Annotated in this window: 17 protein-coding genes; 5 read left to right on the top strand and 12 right to left on the bottom strand. The window is 44.8% G+C overall.

Annotated features, from left to right (window positions below; genetic code table 11):
* Nucleotides 1–40: 40 nt before the first annotated feature.
* From B3R91_RS03555 to B3R91_RS03545, 3 genes are all read right to left on the bottom strand, one after another.
* Entirely contained in the window at nt 41–1,609 is a 1,569-nt protein-coding gene (locus B3R91_RS03555) for an FGGY-family carbohydrate kinase (protein ID WP_286796510.1), read from the bottom strand.
* A 165-nt stretch (nt 1,610–1,774) separates the two neighbouring features.
* Entirely contained in the window at nt 1,775–3,445 is a 1,671-nt protein-coding gene (locus B3R91_RS03550; protein WP_286796509.1) for a glycerol-3-phosphate dehydrogenase/oxidase, read from the bottom strand.
* Between the two features lie 24 nt (nt 3,446–3,469).
* Nucleotides 3,470–5,212 (bottom strand): FAD-binding oxidoreductase, encoded by a 1,743-nt coding sequence (locus B3R91_RS03545; protein ID WP_286796508.1) that lies wholly within the window; start codon nt 5,210–5,212, stop codon nt 3,470–3,472.
* A 402-nt stretch (nt 5,213–5,614) separates the two neighbouring features.
* Between B3R91_RS03545 and guaA the strand changes: the two genes are divergently transcribed.
* Nucleotides 5,615–7,225, top strand: a complete 1,611-nt coding sequence (gene guaA / locus B3R91_RS03540; protein ID WP_286796507.1) for a glutamine-hydrolyzing GMP synthase — start codon at nt 5,615–5,617, stop codon at nt 7,223–7,225.
* A gap of 54 nt (nt 7,226–7,279) precedes the next feature.
* A complete protein-coding gene (locus B3R91_RS03535; protein WP_286796506.1) occupies nt 7,280–8,263 on the top strand; it encodes a tetratricopeptide repeat protein in 984 nt (327 codons plus the stop codon).
* 75 nt (nt 8,264–8,338) lie between these two features.
* Here the strand turns inward: B3R91_RS03535 and B3R91_RS03530 are convergent, their stop codons facing one another.
* The 8 genes from B3R91_RS03530 to B3R91_RS03495 form a co-directional block, all read right to left on the bottom strand.
* Nucleotides 8,339–9,187 carry an HNH endonuclease gene (locus B3R91_RS03530; protein ID WP_286796505.1) on the bottom strand — a complete coding sequence of 283 codons (849 nt, stop codon included), beginning with the start codon at nt 9,185–9,187 and terminating at the stop codon, nt 8,339–8,341.
* Nucleotides 9,188–9,379: 192 nt separating this feature from the next.
* Nucleotides 9,380–10,384: a YhdH/YhfP family quinone oxidoreductase gene (locus B3R91_RS03525; protein ID WP_286796504.1), complete on the bottom strand. Its 1,005-nt coding sequence runs from the start codon at nt 10,382–10,384 to the stop codon at nt 9,380–9,382.
* Between the two features lie 53 nt (nt 10,385–10,437).
* Nucleotides 10,438–11,418, bottom strand: coding sequence for a zinc-binding dehydrogenase (locus B3R91_RS03520; protein WP_286796503.1), 981 nt, complete (start codon nt 11,416–11,418; stop codon nt 10,438–10,440).
* Between the two features lie 266 nt (nt 11,419–11,684).
* A complete protein-coding gene (locus B3R91_RS03515) occupies nt 11,685–12,662 on the bottom strand; it encodes a zinc-binding dehydrogenase (protein ID WP_286796502.1) in 978 nt (325 codons plus the stop codon).
* Nucleotides 12,663–12,820: 158 nt separating this feature from the next.
* Entirely contained in the window at nt 12,821–13,447 is a 627-nt protein-coding gene (locus tag B3R91_RS03510) for a GDYXXLXY domain-containing protein (protein WP_286796501.1), read from the bottom strand.
* Nucleotides 13,444–14,631 (bottom strand): DUF4401 domain-containing protein, encoded by a 1,188-nt coding sequence (locus B3R91_RS03505; RefSeq protein WP_286796500.1) that lies wholly within the window; start codon nt 14,629–14,631, stop codon nt 13,444–13,446. The genes B3R91_RS03510 and B3R91_RS03505 overlap by 4 nt, the downstream gene beginning before the upstream one ends.
* On the bottom strand, nt 14,624–15,721 hold the full coding sequence (locus tag B3R91_RS03500; protein ID WP_286796499.1) for a DUF2157 domain-containing protein: 1,098 nt from the start codon (nt 15,719–15,721) through the stop codon (nt 14,624–14,626). Before B3R91_RS03500 ends, B3R91_RS03505 begins: the two co-directional genes overlap by 8 nt.
* 114 nt (nt 15,722–15,835) lie before the next feature.
* On the bottom strand, nt 15,836–16,186 hold the full coding sequence (locus tag B3R91_RS03495; RefSeq protein ID WP_226928786.1) for a DUF2798 domain-containing protein: 351 nt from the start codon (nt 16,184–16,186) through the stop codon (nt 15,836–15,838).
* Between the two features lie 158 nt (nt 16,187–16,344).
* Between B3R91_RS03495 and B3R91_RS03490 the strand changes: the two genes are divergently transcribed.
* Complete coding sequence (locus B3R91_RS03490) at nt 16,345–17,112, top strand: aspartate/glutamate racemase family protein (protein WP_286796498.1); 768 nt, start codon at nt 16,345–16,347, stop codon at nt 17,110–17,112.
* Nucleotides 17,113–17,181: 69 nt separating this feature from the next.
* Here B3R91_RS03490 and B3R91_RS03485 read toward each other — a convergent pair whose 3' ends face one another.
* Complete coding sequence (locus tag B3R91_RS03485; protein ID WP_286796497.1) at nt 17,182–18,762, bottom strand: MATE family efflux transporter; 1,581 nt, start codon at nt 18,760–18,762, stop codon at nt 17,182–17,184.
* A gap of 167 nt (nt 18,763–18,929) precedes the next feature.
* On the opposite strand from B3R91_RS03485, the gene nadR reads away from it, so the two are divergent.
* Nucleotides 18,930–20,018 carry a multifunctional transcriptional regulator/nicotinamide-nucleotide adenylyltransferase/ribosylnicotinamide kinase NadR gene (nadR, locus tag B3R91_RS03480; protein WP_286796496.1) on the top strand — a complete coding sequence of 363 codons (1,089 nt, stop codon included), beginning with the start codon at nt 18,930–18,932 and terminating at the stop codon, nt 20,016–20,018.
* Nucleotides 20,019–20,102: 84 nt separating this feature from the next.
* On the top strand, nt 20,103–21,056 hold the full coding sequence (locus B3R91_RS03475) for an alpha/beta hydrolase (protein ID WP_286796495.1): 954 nt from the start codon (nt 20,103–20,105) through the stop codon (nt 21,054–21,056).
* The last annotated feature ends 33 nt before the right edge of the window (nt 21,057–21,089 follow it).

Raw genomic sequence — 21,089 nt, 5'->3', positions numbered from 1 at the left:
CTTATTTATATTAAAACTAGGCTGACGCAGACGTTTCATATTATCTGGCAGGATACCCAGTAATATCTTGTATGCTTTGATATAACGGTTTTAAGCGCTCATACATTTTAAGATAAACCTCATTATAGAGGCGTTTGTAGAGTTGGATGTTGGCCTCAATAGGGATGAACTCATCGCCCAAATGAGTCATTGCCTCACTTGCAACCGCATGATTAGGATAGACGCCGAGTCCGACTGCGCAGTTGATGGCAGCACCTAAGCCTGACGCTTCGTAAGTGTGCGGTCGATAAGCGGGCATACCAAAGATATCGGCAGTAAGCTGCATCGCTGAGTCACTTTGCGAGCCGCCGCCTGAGACACGCAGGTGCTTGATAGTTTTGCCTGTGCGCTTTTCAATGGTATCAAAGCCAAGCTTAAGCTCATAAGCCAGTCCTTCCAAGATAGCGCGGTAAACGTGCGCCCGCGTATGCACATCACCAAAACCAATGAGCGCACCTTTGCCCTCAAGTCCCGGATGACGGACGCCAGGTGACCAATACGGCTGCATCATCAGCCCCATACAACCGGCTGGAATATCTTTAACTGCTTGATCGAGGAGCTTTTCGGTATCGATGCCTTGCGTCTTTGCTAGCTGCTCTTCATAGTGGGCAAATTGTTCTTTAAACCAGCTGACCATCCAAAAGCCGCGATAAATCATGTACTCATGATTGTAGTAGTTTGGCGCGGCTGCGGTGTAGGCGGGCATGTGTTTAAGGATTTCGACGTAATTGCTCGACGTGGTATTGATAGTCGCAGTAGTACCAAAGCTTAAACAGGCAGTGTCAGCAGCGAGACCTGCCGACCCCAACGCTTCGCACGCTTTATCGCTAGCGGCAGCAATCATCGGCGTGCCTTCTAAAATCCCTGTGGCTTTAGCCGCTTTGGCGCTGATACGGCCAAGTGGCTGACCTGGCGCGACAATCTTAGGCATTTGCTCAGGTCGACAGCTAAAGAAGCGCCATTTAAAATCTTTAGGTTTTAGCCATGTTTGCGCTTTATAATCGTAAGGCAGATAGCCTAGGGCATGACCGTTGGAATCGGCTAATTCGCCTGTCAGCTGATAAGTAAGATACGCAGATAGATTGACGTAATGGGCGGTCTTTGCCCACATCTCTGGTTCATGGTATGCAAGCCAATTACAGCGGGCTTTTTGCTGTGCCTCTTGTACCAGTTCGCCCATGCCAATAATTTTGGTTAGTGAGCTTAAAAAACCAATATCGTTGTTTTCGCCGCGGCGCAAATCCATCCATACAATAGCTGGGCGCAGTGGCTGCATGTCTTTATCCAGACATATCATGGTATAGCGCTGGGTAGCAAGACTGACGCCTGCGATTTGCGCGGGCGTAATATCGCTGGTTTGCCACAATTGCTGACAAGCCTCGCTTAGCTTTTGCCAATAATAGTTGGCATGCTGCTCAGCAAAATTAGGCTCAGTAGAAAAATACGGCTCGATAGGAACGCGTGCTTTGGCAATCTCAGTGCCAAACTGATCAAAGATTAGCGCTCTGACGCTTTGGGTGCCATTATCGATGGCTAAGAAATAAATAGGGGTATTAAGGTTATGGGTCATAGTCGTCCTTAACTATGTAAAAATAGATAGGTAGCTCAAAATAAAAACACACTATGATTATCGCTTGCTACTGGTGTAAATTTTCCGCAGCCTCTGTCTGCGTAGGCACAGCAAGCAAAGAAAAATTATATCAGTAGCAATGACTATTAATATAATAGAAAAGCGCTAAGCCGCAGGTAAGTAGTAGTAGCGTTGCCATAGCTTTTGATAGAGCTGGGCTTCTTGCTGCCATTTTTGCTCATCCCAGCCGAGCTCTTGCTGACATATCTGCTTCAGTCTTGCGCTGATAAGTGGCGTCATTGCGCCATGCGGTAGGATTAAACCCAAGCGCGTACGCCGCAGTAATAAATCATCTAAATGAATAACCTGCTCATGGCGCGCGGCAAAACGAATCTCTGCCCAGATGGTATTGCTGTCAGTGACATAAGCCAAATCATCCTCATGCGCAAGCTCAAGTAAAGTATCGAGCTGGCGACCATAAAACCCTTGTAAGCGTTGTTGTAGAGCTTTTGGTAAAGTAAAAAATTTAGGATTGGTTGGCGCGGTATCGCTAAAGACGTGATCATCATTTATGGTTTGATTTTGCATGACAGATTTATCAAGGGCGAGCACTTCTCGACACTTTTTAAGGACATCTAAAGCAATAAGGCGAAAGGTTGTTAGCTTGCCGCCGCTAACGGTGACGAGGTTATTGTCGAGCCACACGCTGTGGTCGCGCTTTTCTTTACTTGGGCTGACGCGTTTGCCATCGCCGCCTTCTGATATCAGCGGACGCACACCTGCCCACGTGCTGATGACATCTTCTCGGTTAAGCTTAGCATCATTAAACAGCTCGTTAGTCGCTGTTAATAGATAATCGACCTCTTCATTCGTAATGCCGACCTCGCTATCGTCCAAAGGTGGATGATCCAAATCGGTAGTACCAAGCACGGTACGATTTTCCCATGGGAAGACAAATACCGCTCTTTTATCGACAGGATGCAAAAAGGTATAGGCTTGCTCGATCGGCAAACGCTCTTTGCTCACGACCAAATGACTGCCACGCGACGGACGGATTTGCTTATGAAAACTTTGCTCAGTCTGCTTACTGGCTTGCATCCGTAAGGTATCCGCCCAGGCGCCTGTGGCACTGACCACCACTTTTGCGTAAACATCGTAACTTTGAGCATTATTATGAGCATTGTCTTCAGAAGAGGTATCTTTGAGTGTTGCGCCTACCACCAAGCCTTGTTCATTGGTAATCAACGTTTCGGCTTTTAGGTAATTAATCGCCTGCGCGCCGTCGTGAATCGCCTCAGCAAGGACGCGCATCACCAGCCGCGAGTCATCGGTCACCGCATCGCTAAATTGACTGGCACCCAAAAATTTGTCTTGTTTGATATTTGGGTTCAGGCTAAGAAAGGCATCTTTTTTAAAGTACTTAGAGTAGCGCTTGCCCGCCAGTCCATCGTAAACGCGTAATAAAATTTTAAATATCCATGGCGGCGGAAACTTGCCTTTATAATGCGGCATGATGTAGTGCATTTCATTCACAAGGCCGCTTGCTTCACTGAGCATACGCTCACGCTCGCGCACGCTCAGCAAGGTGGTTTTATAATCACCCGAGGCAATGTAGCGCAATCCGCCATGTACCATCTTGCTTGAACGGCTGGAGGTGCCCCAAGCAAAGTCTTTTTGTTCGATTAACAATACTGCTAAGCCGCGCCGTGCCGCTTCGCGCGCAATCCCAGCGCCAGTAATGCCGCCACCGATGATAAGCATGTCCCAAGGTTTTACTTGAGACGAGCCACAAGATAAAGGCGCTAATGCTTGTTGGCGTTGCTTGGTTTGAGTCATATCTCACTCTTCTTAATTGGTTTATTACTTCTCAAGCAATACACCTGGGTTCATACGCTGTTCAGGGTCTAGGCTTTTGAGCATATCATGGGTTACTTGCATGCCAAGCTTTCCTTTTTCGACGGCAAGATACGGCGCATGATCACGGCCAACGCCGTGTTGATGCGAGATGGTCGCTTTACCATGAGCAAGGCTAACACTGGCAGCATGTTTAATTTTTTGCCAGCGTTTTAAGGTAGTCGCATGGTCTTTTGCCGCGCGGAAAAAGTAGGTGGTATAAAGGCTCGCACCTTGCTTATAGACGTGTGAGATATGGGTAAAGGCCATGACCTCCTCGCTTTCCTCTGTTAAAGAGGTTCTCACCGCTTCTTGCATCTGCTGCATCTGCTCGTCGATATTATTCCAATTAGTAGCAGTTTCAAAGGTATCGACCATGATGCCTTTGTCCCATAAAGTGCCACGCAAATAAGGGAATTTAAAGCGCCCATGCGCCCAAACACTGCCCATGATATCAGTGATTTTACCCGTGACACTACCGTGCTGCTTTAACAGCTTATTAAACTGTGTCAGCGCCAATTTATTCTGCGCTTTATCGCCTGATACGCCGTAAGTGAGCATAACCTTATCTGAGCTTAGTCCACGGGCTTTTAGATAGGTGCTAATGGCTAAAAATTGGCTCGGTGACGTGCCTAAATGCAGATGCGCATCAGTTTCGACGGCATTACTGAGACGTAACATAGATAAGCGAACATTTTTTTGCACCGCTTGTCTAAGCACTTCTTTACCTGCTTCCCAATTAGGCAGGAAAGCCACTTTAAACAGTTCTTCCTCAGGCTGCGGTTGTACACGCATTTTGACTGTCGTAAAAATACCAGCACGACCCTCAGTGCCCATCATCATCTCACGCAAATCAGGTCCTGCTGATGACGCTGGAATATCGGCGATATTGAGCACACCTTGCGGAGTGACTAATGTACCACCGGCAAATAGCTGCTCGATGCGTCCGTAGCCCAATGACTGCTGACCGCTAGAGCGCGCGGCAATCCAACCACCAAGCGTTGATAGCTCCCAAGACTGCGGATAATGTCCTAGGCGGTAACCGTGCGCGTCCAATTGCGCTTCGACAGTTGGTCCTTGTGTACCCGCGCCAAAGGTTGCAATTTGGCTCTCAAAATCTAAGTCAAGCAGCTGATCCATCTTGCTCATGGCGATGGTAAGGACTGGACGTGAACCCTTTTGTGGGTTGATATGACCGACCACGGAGGTGCCGCCACCAAAAGGAATGACAATTAAGTCATGCTCATTGGCGAGCGTTAATAAAGTCTCGACGTCAGCGGTCGATTCAGGAAAAGCGACTCCATCAGGAAATACTTCAAAGTCGCCGCCATGCATCGCTATCCAATCAGGGAAGCTTTGACCGCGCGCATGTCTGAGCCTCACTTCTTTATCAGTTGAGACGATATTAAGGTCGGTGAGCGCAGCAGGCAGGCGTGATTTTGGTACGGTTTTGAGTACCTGTTGTAAGCTCACAGAGGACAGTTTTTTGGTTTTACCGATATGTGATTTTATTAATTTTGCACCATGCGGCGAGACAGTTTTATTGATACTGACATTGCCCCAACCGTTCCAGCGCGTCTGCTCAATAGGCGTATTGGCAGTCGAATTAGTAGCCGTATTATTTTTTTGGATAGGTTCTAAATTATTATCAGTGTTTTTGGTAGCAGGAAAGTTGGTGGTTTTACGAATAAGAGATTTGATTTTGCTCATAGGGACATACCTGTCGATTCGTTATCACAGTTTTATACTAAAGAATTCGGTTAAAGCTGATTCAGTTTTTCTACTCAGCATAGATGAATGATTAGGCTCAGGGTTATCGTAAAAATCATACGATATTAAGCGCTGATGCCAATCACCAATCCTAAAGCAAACATATTTATCGTTTGAGCATAGCACAATATAAACAAATATTTCATATATACTCGGCTTTTGTATAATAAAAATTTATGACTTTTATTTAGTAGCGGTATTATTAGGGTTCGCGCTGGCGTATTATTCTTATCAAGGCGTAATATCTCGCAAAAATCGTCAATAATTCACCATCTAATAGCCATTAATAGGCGCAAACTTGTTAAAATAGGGCACTAATTTTTTCTTGATGGACATCGATTTATGACCACTGCCGCTGCTATCCCTACTATCAAAGAAGATCGTATTCTTATTCTTGATTTTGGCTCGCAATATAGCCAACTGATTGCTCGCCGTGTACGCGACTCTGGCGTTTTTTGTGAGATGTTCCCTTATGATATCGACACCCAGCGCATCACGGACTTTGGCGCAAAAGGTGTCATCCTATCGGGCGGCCCTGAGAGCGTGCATGCGGAAAATAGCCCGCGTATCAATGACGCCGTGTTTGAGCTTGGTGTGCCAGTATTGGGCATTTGCTACGGTATGCAGGCAATGGCGGATCGTTTCGGCGGTAAAGTTCATGCCAGCGATATCCATGAATTTGGTGCCGCGACCATCAATGTCGATGGTCATTCAAAATTAACCGAAGGTATCGAAGACCACGTCAGTGAAGACAACGCGACCACGCTAAACGTTTGGATGAGTCATGGTGATAAAGTGATCGAAGCGCCGCAAGGCTTTGATATTATCGCCAGTACGCCGAGCTGTCCGATTGCCATTATGGCCAATGACGACAAGCAGTACTATGGTCTACAGTTCCACCCTGAAGTGACGCATACTTTACAAGGTCAAGCGTTATTGGGTCGTTTTGTCCATCAGATTTGCGACTGCGCCGGCGATTGGACGCCTGATAATATTATCGATATGCGCGTGGCACAGCTCAAAGAGCAAATCGGTGACAAACAAGTATTGCTCGGTTTATCCGGCGGTGTCGATAGCTCAGTGGTTGCCGCGCTATTGCATAAAGCCATTGGCGATCAGCTGACCTGTGTGTTCGTTGATAATGGTCTCTTGCGTTTGCACGAAGGCGATCAGGTGATGCAAGTGTTCGCTGAAAACATGGGTGTCAAAGTCATCCGTGTCGATGCCGAAGATTTATTCTTAAACGCCTTAGCAGGCGAGTCTGATCCCGAAGCCAAACGTAAAATCATCGGCAAAACCTTTATCGATGTGTTCGCCAATAGCGCCCGTGAAATCAGCGCGCAAAGCGATGGCAAAGTCATTGAATTTTTGGCACAAGGGACGATTTACCCTGACGTTATCGAATCAGCAAAATCGCATCAAGGCAAAGCGCATGTCATTAAGAGCCATCATAACGTTGGCGGTCTGCCAGACGATTTGGCGTTTGAGTTGGTCGAGCCATTACGCGATTTGTTTAAAGATGAAGTGCGTAAACTTGGTATCACCCTTGGCCTACCAGAGAAAATGATCTATCGTCATCCGTTCCCAGGTCCGGGTTTGGGCGTGCGTATCCTTGGCGAAGTCAAAAAGGAATATGCCGATATCCTGCGCCTTGCCGATGCCATCTTTATGCAAGAGCTGGAGCGCTCAGGCTGGTATGACAAGACTGCGCAAGCATTTGCGGTATTCCAACCGATTAAATCAGTCGGCGTGGTCGGTGATGGTCGCCGTTATGCGTGGGTGATTGCGCTACGTGCAGTTGAGACGGTAGACTTTATGACCGCGCGATTTGCCCATCTGCCATATGATTTGATTGAGACGGTATCGAACCGCATTATGAATGAAATCGCTGAAGTCTCACGCGTGACTTATGATGTATCTAGCAAGCCACCTGCGACGATTGAGTGGGAGTAGCTCACGCCCTTGCAATGTGATATAAAAATAGGACGCAAAAAGGAGCAATAAGCTATGAAGTTAATTCATGTTGGTCAAGATGAATGGATGTTTGAAGAGTCGATTATTGAATTTCCTAAAAATAAATCAGCTAACGATAATGAAAGTAACCTCTTAAAAAACAAAGTAAAAAATTTCGTTGACGCCGAAATAAAAGCAGGTCGCGATATTGATGACATCATGAATGAGGTGATGAGCAAGTTTCAAGATGAAATTATGCAAGACTTTGATGAGCAGCCGCCAACCTCATTCCAAGTGATACAGATGACGCTGGAGAAAGAAGGTTATGAAGTGGCTCGTGATATTGCTCAGTTTTTAGTATTAGAGAATATGAATGACCCTGATGCTTACTTTAACTTAGCTTTTTTATGTGAGCAGCATGATGACAGCTTTTTAGCACTATTGAGTAGCCGCGAATGTATGCGCCTATACTTAGAGTATTTCCCCAAAAACTTTAATTGGCAAAAAAGTAAGCTGCCATGGGGCATCATGGAGAACCGTCCCTTTTTGCGAGCGCTGTTTCAGCTGGCAAATGTCTATGCTGACAATATGAGCTTTGATGAAGCCTGCGAGCAAGGAGAAAGGCTGCTACAAGTTTGCCCTAATGATAACCTAGGTATGCGTGAAGCGCTGATAGAATGGTACATGTTTACCGAAGAGTATCAGAAAATAATTCGAATTTGCGGCAACTATCCAGAGGATATGCTTGCAAATATCGCTTTCGGTAAGGTGCTGGCTTACTGTTATCAAGATAAATTAGATAAGGCTGAAAAAGAGTGGGATATCGCAAAAGATAACTTGCCTGAAGTGGCGCATGAAATTCTTAAAAAGCGTCATCCTAGACCACGCGGTATGGGTATCAATAGTTATGGTATCGAAATTGGTGGTAAAGAGCAGGCTTATCTCTACTGGCAAGATATGGGCGATTGGTGGGAAGAAAATACTACCGCTCAAACCCTGATTGAGAAAAAACGTGCTGAGAAAAAGAAGAAAAAATAATTTGATTTAGCGGCACTTCTCTTTAGTTAAAACACTCAACTTGGTTGGGTGTTTTTTGTTTTAAACATAAAAGTTTTACTCGATAAGTTTTGCTTCGATAGCAGCAACTTTGTTTATTAACTTATTATTAAATTCTAAATGGCCTAAAGAGTAGTGAGCTTTTCGATGACAGGTAGGACATAACGCAATAACGTTTTGAGGTAAGTCCGCACCACCATCTGCCAACCTAGTTAGATGATGGACTTCGAGATAAGGTCCAGATTTAGTTTCAAATGGAGCTGTCTCATTACATCCCTCGCATATACCATTAGCTCTTTTTTTGGCATATAGCTTAATGGCTGTACTACGGTTTTGAATAGATTGAATTTTTTCTTTAGTGCTTGCGTGGGTTGATGTTGAACTTAAGGCAATCTCTCGTAATTGCTGTAATGACTTACCTTTACTAGGCTTAGTGATATAAACGGCTTTAGGGGCTTCAACTACTTTAGGGGACAGAGTTTGAGCTGTATCAATATTTTTAGTATTAACTATATCTAGATGAAAAACGATAGCGTCACGAAGCTCGCCATTTCTATCTGGCCGTTCTTCAATGTGATGAAAAACGTAATTACAATACCCTAAAAACCGTACAAAGCCTCGTGATGTTGATTCGAAAAGTAGAATTTCTTTATTGTTTTTTTGATGGTCATGAATTGCCAAATTACCTTTGGTCATTCTCATGTCGCCTTCTTGGCCTTCACCCGTATATTTAAAGGTGCCGTTAGGGTCAAAATCATCAATATAGCCATATTCGCCGCCAGCATCGCCGGTAAAAATAAATATATATGGATGCTCGGCTGGCGTTGCTATGCCACCATATTGTTGCCCTTTATATATACCGTGTATATCAGAACGACGGTTATAGATTTTTCCTGTTTCAAACACTATGGCTTCCTTATTTTCTTATTAAGCTAATAGAGTTTACTATAGTTGATAAGTATTTTTATGGTTCTTGCATTAAATCGCAATTTTTGGAGTTTATAAAATTCTATTATAAGATTTAAAAAAATAGCGGTGCTCTCCAAAGTGAAGAACACCGCCACTGCTTATAAAATTTAGCTGTTAAAAACCTAAGCTTTAACCCCGCACATTCACCACATAACGCCCAACCGTTTTGCTTGCCATAAAGCGATCTAAGTACTCAGGTGTTTGCTCAAGCGTAATCTCTTCAGCATACTTCTCTAAATTAGGTAGCTTCATATCGGTCGAGACGCGCTCCCAAATAGCCTTTTTATCAGCCAGGGGAATATAGACCGAATCGATACCGAGTAGGGACACCGCGCGAGTGATAAACGGCAATACCGTCATCGTAAATTCAGCGCCGCCCGCCAAGCCGCAAGAGGTGACCGCACCGCCTGCTTTGGTCTGTTTGAGCAAATTAGCTAGATAATCGCCTCCGATGGTATCAATGGCATTTGCCCATAGCTCGCGACCGACAGGTTTATCGCCGATCTCATTGATGCTATCGCGATGACGGACTTCGCTTGCGCCAAGCGCTTTTAGATAGTCGCTTTGCTCCGGCTTGCCAGAAAAGGCGATGACCTCATAACCAAGCTGACTTAATATGGCGATGCTGATACTACCGACGCCGCCCGTTGCACCTGTCACCGCGACTGGACCGTCTTCAGGTTTTGCGCCCATTTTCTCAAGCTTTTGCACACTTAACGCTGCGGTTAAACCGCCCGTACCATAGATCATCGCTTCTTTTAGTGTGAGCGATGACGGGCATTCGACCGCCCAATCGGCAGGGATAGATATCATCTGAGCGAGGCCACCATCGGTATCCATGCCCAAATCATAGCCAAAGACCACGACTTCTTGGCCTTCGGAAAATGTGCCAGACTTATCGCTTACCACCACGCCTGCGGCATCAATACCGGGTGTGTGCGGGTATTGTTTGGTAATTCTTTTATTGCCGGATGCTGACATCGCGTCTTTGAAATTTAATGATGAATAATGGACTTCGATTAATAAATCATTTTCAGGCAAGTCACTGGCACTGCGCTGCTCAATACTTTTTTCAAATTCACCGTTGCTGGTTTCGTGAACCACTAAGGCTTTAAAGGTTTTGTTATTCGACATTGTCTGAATCCTTTTTTATTGCTTTTATAGTAAATGCTCTTTGCACAAGCAGCTTAAGGCTCAATCAATATCTTACCTTTTTTCTCCGATTGGACGTCTTCTGAAACCGCTTTTTGAATATCGTCTAAATTATAGATGCCGCCAGTAGGTAATTTTAGGATACCGCTTGAGGCACGCTCAATCAGCTCTTTAATTAACCGCTGTTTATCATCGGCGCTGATTTCTTGCATCAAATCGCTTGCCCAAAAGCCTTTAACTTTAGTCAAATTGAAAATCAGATTGCTTGGGTTTAGCATCAGTGGTTCGCCAGACACCGACCCCAATGATGCCATTGCGCCATGCTTACCGAGTAGGGACAGCAGCTCGCCGCCTGATTTGCCGCCGACCGCATCGACCGCGCCGCTTATTTTGGCGTCACCAACGATTTTTTGTACTTGCTCTTTCCAGTCGTCATCATCGGTCACGACGTTATTGTCAGTGATACCAAGCTCGATAAGCTCTTGTTCTGACTCTTTACTGCGCACTAAATTAATCGTATTGATATGACGCTCAGGCGCGAGCATCGCCATCGATTCACCGACCGCCCCATTGGCGGCGTTTTGGATAAGCCATTGACCGGGCTTAATATTTAAAAATTCAATCAACAGCAACGCACTCATCGGCATGGCAATTAACTGGGCGGCCATTTCATCATCGATGGCGTCTGGAATAGGGATAAGGCTTTTTGCCGGAGCAACAAAATATTCCGCCCAAGTGCCTGATACGCCAGACACGACGACACGCTGGCCTTGTTCAAAATCTTTGACGTCTTTACCTAACGCATCAATCGTACCAACCGCCTCAGAGCCACCAGTGGCAGGCAAAACAGGTTTATGACCGTATTCGCCTTTTATGGTCACGATGTCGTGATTGTGAATAGAGGACAGGATGGTTTTGATACGGACTTCGCTATTTTTGGGTTCTGGGGTAGGACTTTCGTTGATACTCAGTACTTCTGAAGGTTTGCCAAATTCGTTATAAGTTGCGCTACGCATGATGATTTCCTTTATTATTTTAATTCAATGTTGTAATTTTTAAGCGACGTCAATAGATAATTGCCCATCAACCTTAACAAGCGGGTCTTGCGAGGTGCAACCTGACTTTGGTAAAGGAACGTTGTTGCTATTTATCAAGATATTGCGCGGTAGGCTATAAGAGATAGGTTATAAAAAGTCGCCATAAGAAATGGCAGCGCTCTTAATAAAGAACGCTGCCATTGTCAATAAAACGAAGGTTAGCTAAATAATAAATGAATAATAATTCAAGGTTTTAGCAGTACCTTACCTTTTTTGCCTGACTGCAATTTTCCATCGACCGCTTTTACGATATCGGCCAAGTCAAATACCGCTTCCACAGGCAGTTTTAATTGTCCATCTATTGCTCTATCGATGAGCTCATTCACTAGGCGCTGTTTATTCTGCACACTCATCTCTTGACTGAGCTTACTGCCCCAAAAGCCTTTCATCACCGCTTGCTTGAAAATCATATGGGTAGGATTGATGACCATAGGTTTGCCCGACATCGCCCCAAAGGCGGCGAAGGTGCCACCATGACCGAGTAACGATAACAAATCGCCGCTATTTTCACCGCCGACCGAATCCACCGCCGCACTGATTTTATCATTACCGACGATCGCTTTGACTTGCTCTTTCCAGTCATCATCTGAGGTGTTGATATTGTTTTTGATACCGAGAGTATCTAACTCTTTTATGGCATCGTCACTTCTTAACAGATTAATGGTTTTGACGCCGCGCGCCGCCGCTAGCATGGCAAGCGATTTACCAACGGCACCGTTGGCGGCATTATGAATAACCCATTGACCGCTTTCTACTTCTAAGAACTCTAATAGCATCAACGCACTCAGCGGCATGGCAATCAGCTGCGCGGCCATTTCATCTTCTAAACTATCAGGGATAGGAAACACCATATCCGCTGATGCGACAAAATACTCTGCCCACGTTGCTTGTACACTGGCAGCCGCCACGCGTTGCCCGACTTTTAAGTCTTTAACTTCACTACCAACGGCATCAATGATACCTAGCGCTTCGCTACCACCGATAGCCGGCATGTCAGGTTTAAAGCCGTACTGACCGCGAATGGTAAGCAGGTCATGGTTATGGATGGAGGCGAGAATGGTTTTGACGCGCACTTCATTGGCTTTTGGCTCGGGGATAGGACGGTCGCCGAGGCTCAATACTTCAGTTGGTTTGCCAAAATGGTCATAGGTTGCACTACGCATAATAAATCCTTTTTTTAATTGTTACGTTTTTTCAAATGTTTTTGACGAGCGAATAAATTTGTAGCCATCAACAGTAGCAAACCCAGCTTGCTTGTCGCAATATTACTTTGGTAAAGCAAAGTAGTCAGCGTTAAGTGAGCAGCATTTAGTTGGCTTCATTAATCATTAGCAGTTTGTTCTGTGGTTATTTGTTCTGCATGTGCCTGCTTTGGACTAATAACCTTAAAATCCTTGTCGACCAAATTAGTCAGTAGCGGCTCCCCTTTATCATTGACCCGAAACAGCCCATATTCTGCCGCCTCAAATGCTTCGCCATCACCTTCTTGGAAGAAAAAAGCATTGGTCGCTAGTTGCATCGTACCGTTACGGATGCGGTAATAAATCGCTATCTCATTAGAGGCTAGATTTTTAGACTGATTAGCTGCTAGGCGCACCAATTGTCCGACGTTATGTTGGTCTAAAGCGACAATGACATAACCTTCTTCGTTAGTAGGATAGCTACCGGGGTCTTTATTTAAGGCGGCAAATACGTCACGCTCTAGCGCATAGCTGAGTGTCATATAGTCGCCTTGCATGAAGCCGCGCGGGTCAACGGGTGCAAGCGCTAATAAAACCGTATCGCCAGTCGCGAGATGGTTTTCGTATTTAATAATATTCCTCGTCATCACCACCAATACCAGCGCCAATCCAAGGAGGGCAATAATAATCGTGACTGCCGGTTTTTGTAGCCAATGGGTCTTTGATGTGGCTTTAAGCAAGCGCTTGGTCAAAATTTTATCATTCATGACAGCCGCTCCTGATGATCGTTAGCGCTTGATTTTATCTGCGCAAAATAGCCTTTGATAAGCAGCCAGCGCAGCAGAAGTAGTGCGATACCGATGACCAGCATAGAGGCAGACTTGACCAATAAAGACGTATCGAGCTGATAGTAATACCAAAAAATATAACCGACTAGGGCGATAACGCCCAACCCTAACAGCACGCGTTGGCTATTGGCAGTGGCGATAATGATAATCAAACTGGTGGCCAATAAGCCTGAAACATAAATAGACATTATCCCAAGTAGTACAATCGCAGCGCTAATGAGCAGTCCTGCTGCTGATAATAATTTGATGTGATAGCGCTTTAGAATGAGATAAGCGGCATAAAGGCTGGCAAGCGTTAATAGTCCTTGGGCCAGATAGTAGTTATAGCTAAAGGCTTCACCGCAATTATCAAGGCTATTAAAGCTGGCAAAACTATTGCCATATTCCGCAGCGATAAAATAGACGGAAATACTGAGCAAGACATAGGCGCTCGCATAGCCAATAGCACTCATGATTTCTAACGCATTCATTCGCCATTTTCTCGGGATAAAAGCAGCCAGCGTATAGCGCTGTAAATGAGTCACGCTAGTGATTAGCGCCAATAATCCTAAGCTGATTTCGGATAAGTGATAGTAATTTAACAGGTAAAACAGGCAGCTTAAGGCTAAGGTCGCGCTCAATAAGCGATAGATAAAATTGGGAATGACAACCGTCATCAACAGTTGCACAGGGAGCAATAGTACTATATTGAGCGGCTCTGTAATCTCACTCGCTAGTAAAGCATAGGCGATATAACCTTGACCTGCTAGCGTAACTGCAAAGGCTAAGCTATTCCAAAAAGCGCTATGGCGCAAGCGGGCGTTATAAAATAAGAATCCGCCACTAACGCTTAATATCGCGCCGATGATAAATACCGCTAGCGTACTATCAAGCAAACCGGTGTTGTCTAAAATTAAGGTCAAAAACCCGATAAAAAATAGACTGGCAAATACGCCACTAAAACCAAAAAGCAAACTGATAAACCACGGGCTAGGCGCTGCAGCTGCATTATTTAAAAGCTTATCATTGACGTTTTGCGCGTCGATGAATCCCTGCTGTTGTAATAGCAAAATCTCGGGCTGTTGCTTGTTATGGTTGATATCATTATTCAGCTCATCATTCATCACTGTCTCCCTTAACAATAGAAGAGGTAGTGTCATCATTGTTGATATAAGCAACTTTGCGCAGCCACATAACTGCCGACGAGCTCATGCCAATAAGTAGCAAGGCTAATATCAAAAACCCACCCGCGTCAAAACCCTCCAATAGCCATTTACCGACCCAAAACATCACCACAGTAATGATAGAAAATGACAAATAAGTCAGCATAAGCAAATCAAGACGGCGCTGATAAAACTGCCAAAGCATAAAGCCGCACCAACCCAACCATAAGAGGGTAGCAATAAGCGTTGCCCAGATATTGCCATTATCAAAGACCGTGACAATCGCCAGATACGTCATAAAAAACGTGCTTAAGAAACCGACGACATAAGTGCTCCAATGCAAGCTGGAATTGGTTTGAGCGCTGTTTATTTGAGCAGTGGATTTTTTAACGTTAATGCGATGAAACAGATAGGGAATAGAAGAAGTTTTATTATCGAAACCAATCAGCCAACTATAAAAGGCAATAAAATTAAATAGCGCAAGGACGGCTACTTGAGAGATGTTTTGCAGGTTATGGCTGATAAATTGTAGATTTGCGACATCCAGATACAGTAGCAAAAATGCATTGATTAAGCCTAACCACAGCAGCCATAACGCAGGGAAACGGGCGATAACTACCCAAGGCGTAATCAGTATTGCCCAAGCAAAGAAAAGCTGCCACGTATCAGCGCCTGTTTGATAGATCTGCCCAAATAGCGCCAATAAGCTGCCAGTAATAATACTAGCGATAAGTAATAACAACTGCCGAATCAGTTGAAATTGTCGCCTAAAAGACAGTGACACATAAAGCGCAATGGTGATTGCCAGCGCTCCTTCAACTAAAGCGAATTTGCCTATTTTGCCCAAGTTTTGCCAGTTATAAGCGATAAAAAACACTAGGGATAAAACCAGTGCTACCGCGCCAATAATCAGCAGCGCCTTATTAAAAAAGTCGAGCCACGTGCGTTTACTCGGATAGACTTCTAGATGCGTTGCTGCTGCCTCGGCATTTTTAAGAGGGAGAAGACCTTGATGTAGCAACTGCTCGATAGTACGCCGTGCGTGGCTCATAGTCGCCTCTGATTAAAAACAGTTTTAGGCTATCTTAGCTGTTTTTACGCTGGCATAATGTACTAAAGTTTATAAATTACTAAATTTTATGGTTTACTAACTTTTATAAAGGTTTTAATAAAACTCAATCCTACTCAGCAGGTGCTCTTGGATTAAATAGGCGCAAATATAGGCGCTCGGCCAAGCGACCATAAAGGCATATTTCCACGAGTTAAACAGCGTGATAAAAAAGCCTTCGACAAATCCTACATTGATCAGTAGCAGGGCCGTCGAGATAATCGTCGACATCATCAGCGCCATTAAAAAGGTGAAAATCAGCCGATAGTATTTGCGCCGCGTGCGTATTCTGACGGTCGGGAAGTTTGCCATAATATTCTGTTGTCCTGCTTGATGAGAGCCACGTTTCACTGCTGCTGTAAACGTGATATTTTGCGATGAGAGAGGATGATATAAAGCATTGCTCATGCTTAGCGGCGACTATGATAACGCGTGATGACGGCGAGGTAAAATGGTTATTATCAATCATCAAGTTCGCCTTATTATATTGTTATCATTCAGTTTTAGTAATTTGTCGCTGTTCATGCTGATGAAGTAAACTTAGCACTATCCAAAACAACTCTATCATGACAAAAATGTCTGCCAATCCAAGTAATTTAGCGCAGAACGTAGAAAAACATTTATCCAAAAACTCATGTAAACAAAGGACGCTTGGCATCATCGGCGGTATGAGTTGGGAGAGTACCGAAAGCTATTATCGACTGATAAATGAAGGTATCAAAGCTAGACTTGGCAATTTACATTCAGCAGATTTACTGATTCATAGCGTGGACTTTGCACCGATTGAGATACTGCAAGCAAAAGGCGCATGGGATGAAATGGGCAAAGTATTGGCCAATAGCGGCAAACGTCTGCAAACAGCTGGCGCGCAAGGTCTGCTTATCGCGACTAATACCATGCATAAAGTCGTCGATGATGTCCAAGCCGCTACCAACTTACCGATTATTCATATTGCTGATGTCACCGCTGCGGCGATTAAGCAGCAAGGGCTAACCAAAGTTGCGCTACTTGGCACGCAGTTCACCATGACAGAGAATTTTTATAAACAGCGTTTGATAGATGCAGGTTTGCAAGTGTTGTTACCAGAGACAGGCGCACGGGCAGAGGTACATCGCATTATTTATGAGGAGCTGTGTCAAGGTCAGCTACTTGATAGCTCACGTCAGTATTATCAGCAAGTGACTGAAAATTTAGCAGATAAAGGCGCAAAGGGCGTCATTTTGGGCTGTACCGAAATTGGACTGCTGATTCAGCAAGCAGACAGCCCCATTCCCGTATTTGATACCACTGCAATTCATGCAGCAGCAGCGGTGGATTTTTTATTAAGTTCTTGATTTTAAGGTTAGTGATTTTAAAATAGTTAATTTTAAAACGGTTGAACTTAAACCCATTGCATTGACTACCTATAAACCGCGCGAGGAACGTTTATGTTTTCTTCTCATACGGTGTTTTTGCAGGCGTTTTTGTAGTCGACGACGCAGCCTTGTAATACGGCGTAAAGGCGAGAGCTTCCATACAGTAGTCGGTAAAATATCACGAAACGAGGCACTGGTACCGGTTTGGGCGCGAAACTCCTCCGACCTTTGCGCCGCTTCTTCGGCGGGCATGTTTTTACCTTTGCGCCAGCCGCCGTATAGATATAATCCTGCGCCCATCAACGCCGTTGCTACCATGCCTGCTGGAAACGATAGCCAAAGCGCATCGGCTCCAAGGAATGGATAAAGCCCGAATGCAAAGCCAAGGCGCACAGGATACATCGAAATCACCATGACGATCAGCGGCCAAATCACATAACCGTTGGCACGCATGGTGCCAAAGAAAACTTGCGCGATGCCAAAAAAGATAAAGCCCCATGTCGCCATCAACTGAATATGGCGCCCAATCGGCACGGCGGCGCTGTCACTACCAAGGAATAGCTCCAAAATAGTCTCATCAAAAATGCTTAATACCCCAATCATAGCGCCCGTCAATATCACATTAAAGATAAGCCCCCAACGCGTAATGCCAGCAACACGGTTCCATTGATTGGCACCGATATTTTGTGCGACCATGGCACTGGCCGCTGCACTGAGCGCCATCGCTGGCATCTGCACATAGGTCCAAAGCTGCTGCGTTGCGCTATAAGCGGCCGTTGTCTGTACGCCCTCGCGGTTAATCAGCGACAGCATTGTGAGCGCCGCTGATGAGATAACAATCATCTGCAGCCCCATCGGCAGACCCTTTGAAAACATCGACTTTAGGATATCTCGGTCTGCGCGTAAAAAACGCAGCTCGGGTAACTTAAGTGTCAGCACAGAACCACGCAAATACATAGTGACAATCATACCAATCAGCGCTAGAGCATTGGCGACAGCAGTTGCAAAAGCCGAGCCAAAGATACCCCATTCAGGAAAGGGGCCGATACCCAAAATCAGCACCGGCGTCAAAATCAGGTCGATAATCACCGAAATAATTATAAACCAAAGCGGCGTGGTAGAATCGCCCGTTCCGCGTAGTGCCATCATGATCAGCGTAAAAGTTAAAGTGACAGGCATCGCTACAAAAATCATCCGCAGATAGGTCAGCGCAAGCTCTACCGCACTTGCTGGCGTACCGAGCAGGTTAAGAAGCAGTGGAGCAAATGTCCAGCCGATTGCCGACACCAATATACTGATTGGAATAATACTACCCAGCGCCGTGCCCATGGTTCTTTTCACCATCGTATCGTTACGGCGTCCCATGGCTTGACCAATCAAAATAGTCGCCGCCATACCAAAACCGAAAACGAAGGAGATGAGGATAAACATCAAGATGTTGCCGTTTGCCGTCGCCGCCAGCGCTTCTTCCCCTAAAAACCGCCCTACCCAGACGGCATTAATCGAGCCGTTCAACGACTGCAAGGCTGATGAGCCAAGGGTTGGCAAAGCAAATAGCAGCATGGTTTTGGCAATCGACCCTTGGGTGAGGTCCCGGCTTTTGGCAGTAGAGGCAGTTGTTTTACTCAATGTTTATCCTTGTGCGCCATCCAAATTGGCTGTATTTTATGACATAAAAACCCTCATTATAGATGACCTTGTCTGTGCTATCTTGGTTAGACTGGTAACGTTTTTTTATATAATGTATTAATAGGCAGTAGTAGTACTAAAGCTAATCGAGAGTAAACAATGACAATATGAAAAAAGAAACGATAGGTATGTTTGGTGGCAAGTTCTTAATAGTACATAAAGGGCATGTGCATGCGATGCGCAAAGCGGCAGCTATGGTCGATAAGCTTTACCTCATAGTGACTTATAACGTGATGTTTGAGCGTGAGGTTTATTTTCATAAAAGTAAAATCGCCCCGATAGCGGTGGAGCAAAGACTGCGTTGGTGGCATGAAATTACTAAAGAGATGGATAATGTGCACGTCTATGCAATAGAAGAAACCAATATTAAGAAAAATGCTGATACTCATATCGATGTTGGTACTAATGCTTATTCCCAAGCTCATGCTAACGCTGAGCCTGACTGGCAAAGCTGCGCTGATAGGATTAAAGCATTAATACGCAAGCCCATTGATTTTATTTTTAGTTCTGAACCAAGTTATAGTGATTACTTCGATGACTTATATCCTAAAACAAGGCATATTGTCATCGACGCCGTCCGTAAGCTTTATCCTATATCCGCAAGCCAGCTACGTCGTGACGGCGCGATTGAGTATTGGGATATGTTGCCCGACGCGGTAAAGCCTTGTTTTGCCAAAAGTGTCGTTATCGTTGGTACAGAAAGTACGGGAAAAACTACATTAGCAAAAAATTTAGCCCATCGTTACGACACTTGCTATGTCGAAGAAGCAGGGCGCAAGTTTTATGAGGAAATAAACGCTGAAATTGTCTTGCTTGAAGATTTTCCCCAGATTGCTTATGAACATAAATATCATGAGAGGCAAGCTAGAAAAACGGCAAACAAGGTGTATTTCGTGGATACAGAAGCAATTACGACCCAGTTTTTTTCGATGGCTTATCTGGGTATAAGACAAAGTGTACTTGATGAAATCGCCGAACTACAAGATTATGACTTGTGGTTGTTTTTGGAAACAGATATTGAGTGGGTCGCTGACGGCTTGAGGTCTTTTGGTGAAGTGCAAGTTCGCGATAAAAACAATCAATTTCTAAAGTCCTTATTAAATGAGTTTGGGGTGCACTATCACATTATCAGCGGCAACTATGAGGATAGATACGACAAGGCTACCGATTACATCGATAAATTGTTGACTAAATAAACTAGCCTTTAATAGTCTTATGCTAAGATTACGATTTAACCGCCTTTAACTTTTTTCTCTAATAACTATAACAAGGATGTTTCGATGCTCTTAAAACGCCTAGCTCTTGCCGCGCTTTTTAGTCTTTCTATGGTCGGTTGTACCACCGCGCCCAATCAGTTAGCGGTCAATACCACGCAAAAGATTATCCAATATGAGCGTAACAAGTCTGATTTAGAAATCAAAGCGCTGACATTGGCCTCTGGCGATAAGATGGTCTATGCCGAAAACGGCAATGTCGCTGGCGAGCCGTTATTACTCATTCATGGCTTTGGCGGTAATAAAGACAACTTTACCCGTATCGCGCGTCAGTTAGAAGGTTATCATCTCATCATTCCTGATTTGCTTGGTTTTGGTGAGTCGAGCAAACCCGTGAGTGCTGATTATCGCTCGGAGGCGCAAGCGACGCGCTTGCATGAGTTGCTGCAAGCCAAAGGGTTGGCGTCCAATATTCATATCGGCGGCAACTCGATGGGCGGCGCTATCAGTGTAGCTTACGCAGCAAAATATCCTCAAGACGTCAAAAGTTTATGGCTCGTCGATAGCGCAGGTTTTTGGTCAGCTGGTATTCCTAAATCGTTAGAAGGCGCGACGTTAGAGAACAATCCGCTGTTGATTAATAGCAATGAAGATTTCTACAAAATGTATGATTTTGTCATGTATAAGCCGCCATATTTGCCAAAATCGGTCAAAGCGGTGTTTGCCCAAGAACGTATCAAAAATAAAGAGCTGGACGCCAAAATATTGGAGCAAATCGTCACCGATAATGTCGAAGAGCGCGCCAAAATCATCGCCCAATATAATATTCCGACGCTCGTCGTTTGGGGTGATAAAGATCAGATCATCAAACCTGAAACGGTCAATCTCATAAAAAAAATCATCCCGCAAGCGCAGGTGATTATGATGCCAGAGATTGGTCATGTACCGATGATTGAGGCGGTGGAACAAACGGCAGACGATTATAAAGCGTTTAGAAGTATAGTAGACGCACAGCGTTAGGGATTGGTTGAAAGTATTTATCTTATAGACAAT

Source organism: Psychrobacter sp. UBA6291, assembly GCF_002439405.1.
Lineage (GTDB): Bacteria > Pseudomonadota > Gammaproteobacteria > Pseudomonadales > Moraxellaceae > Psychrobacter > Psychrobacter faecalis.
The sequence above is the reverse complement of the archived record's forward strand: the minus strand, read 5'-3'. Positions and strand labels throughout refer to the sequence as shown.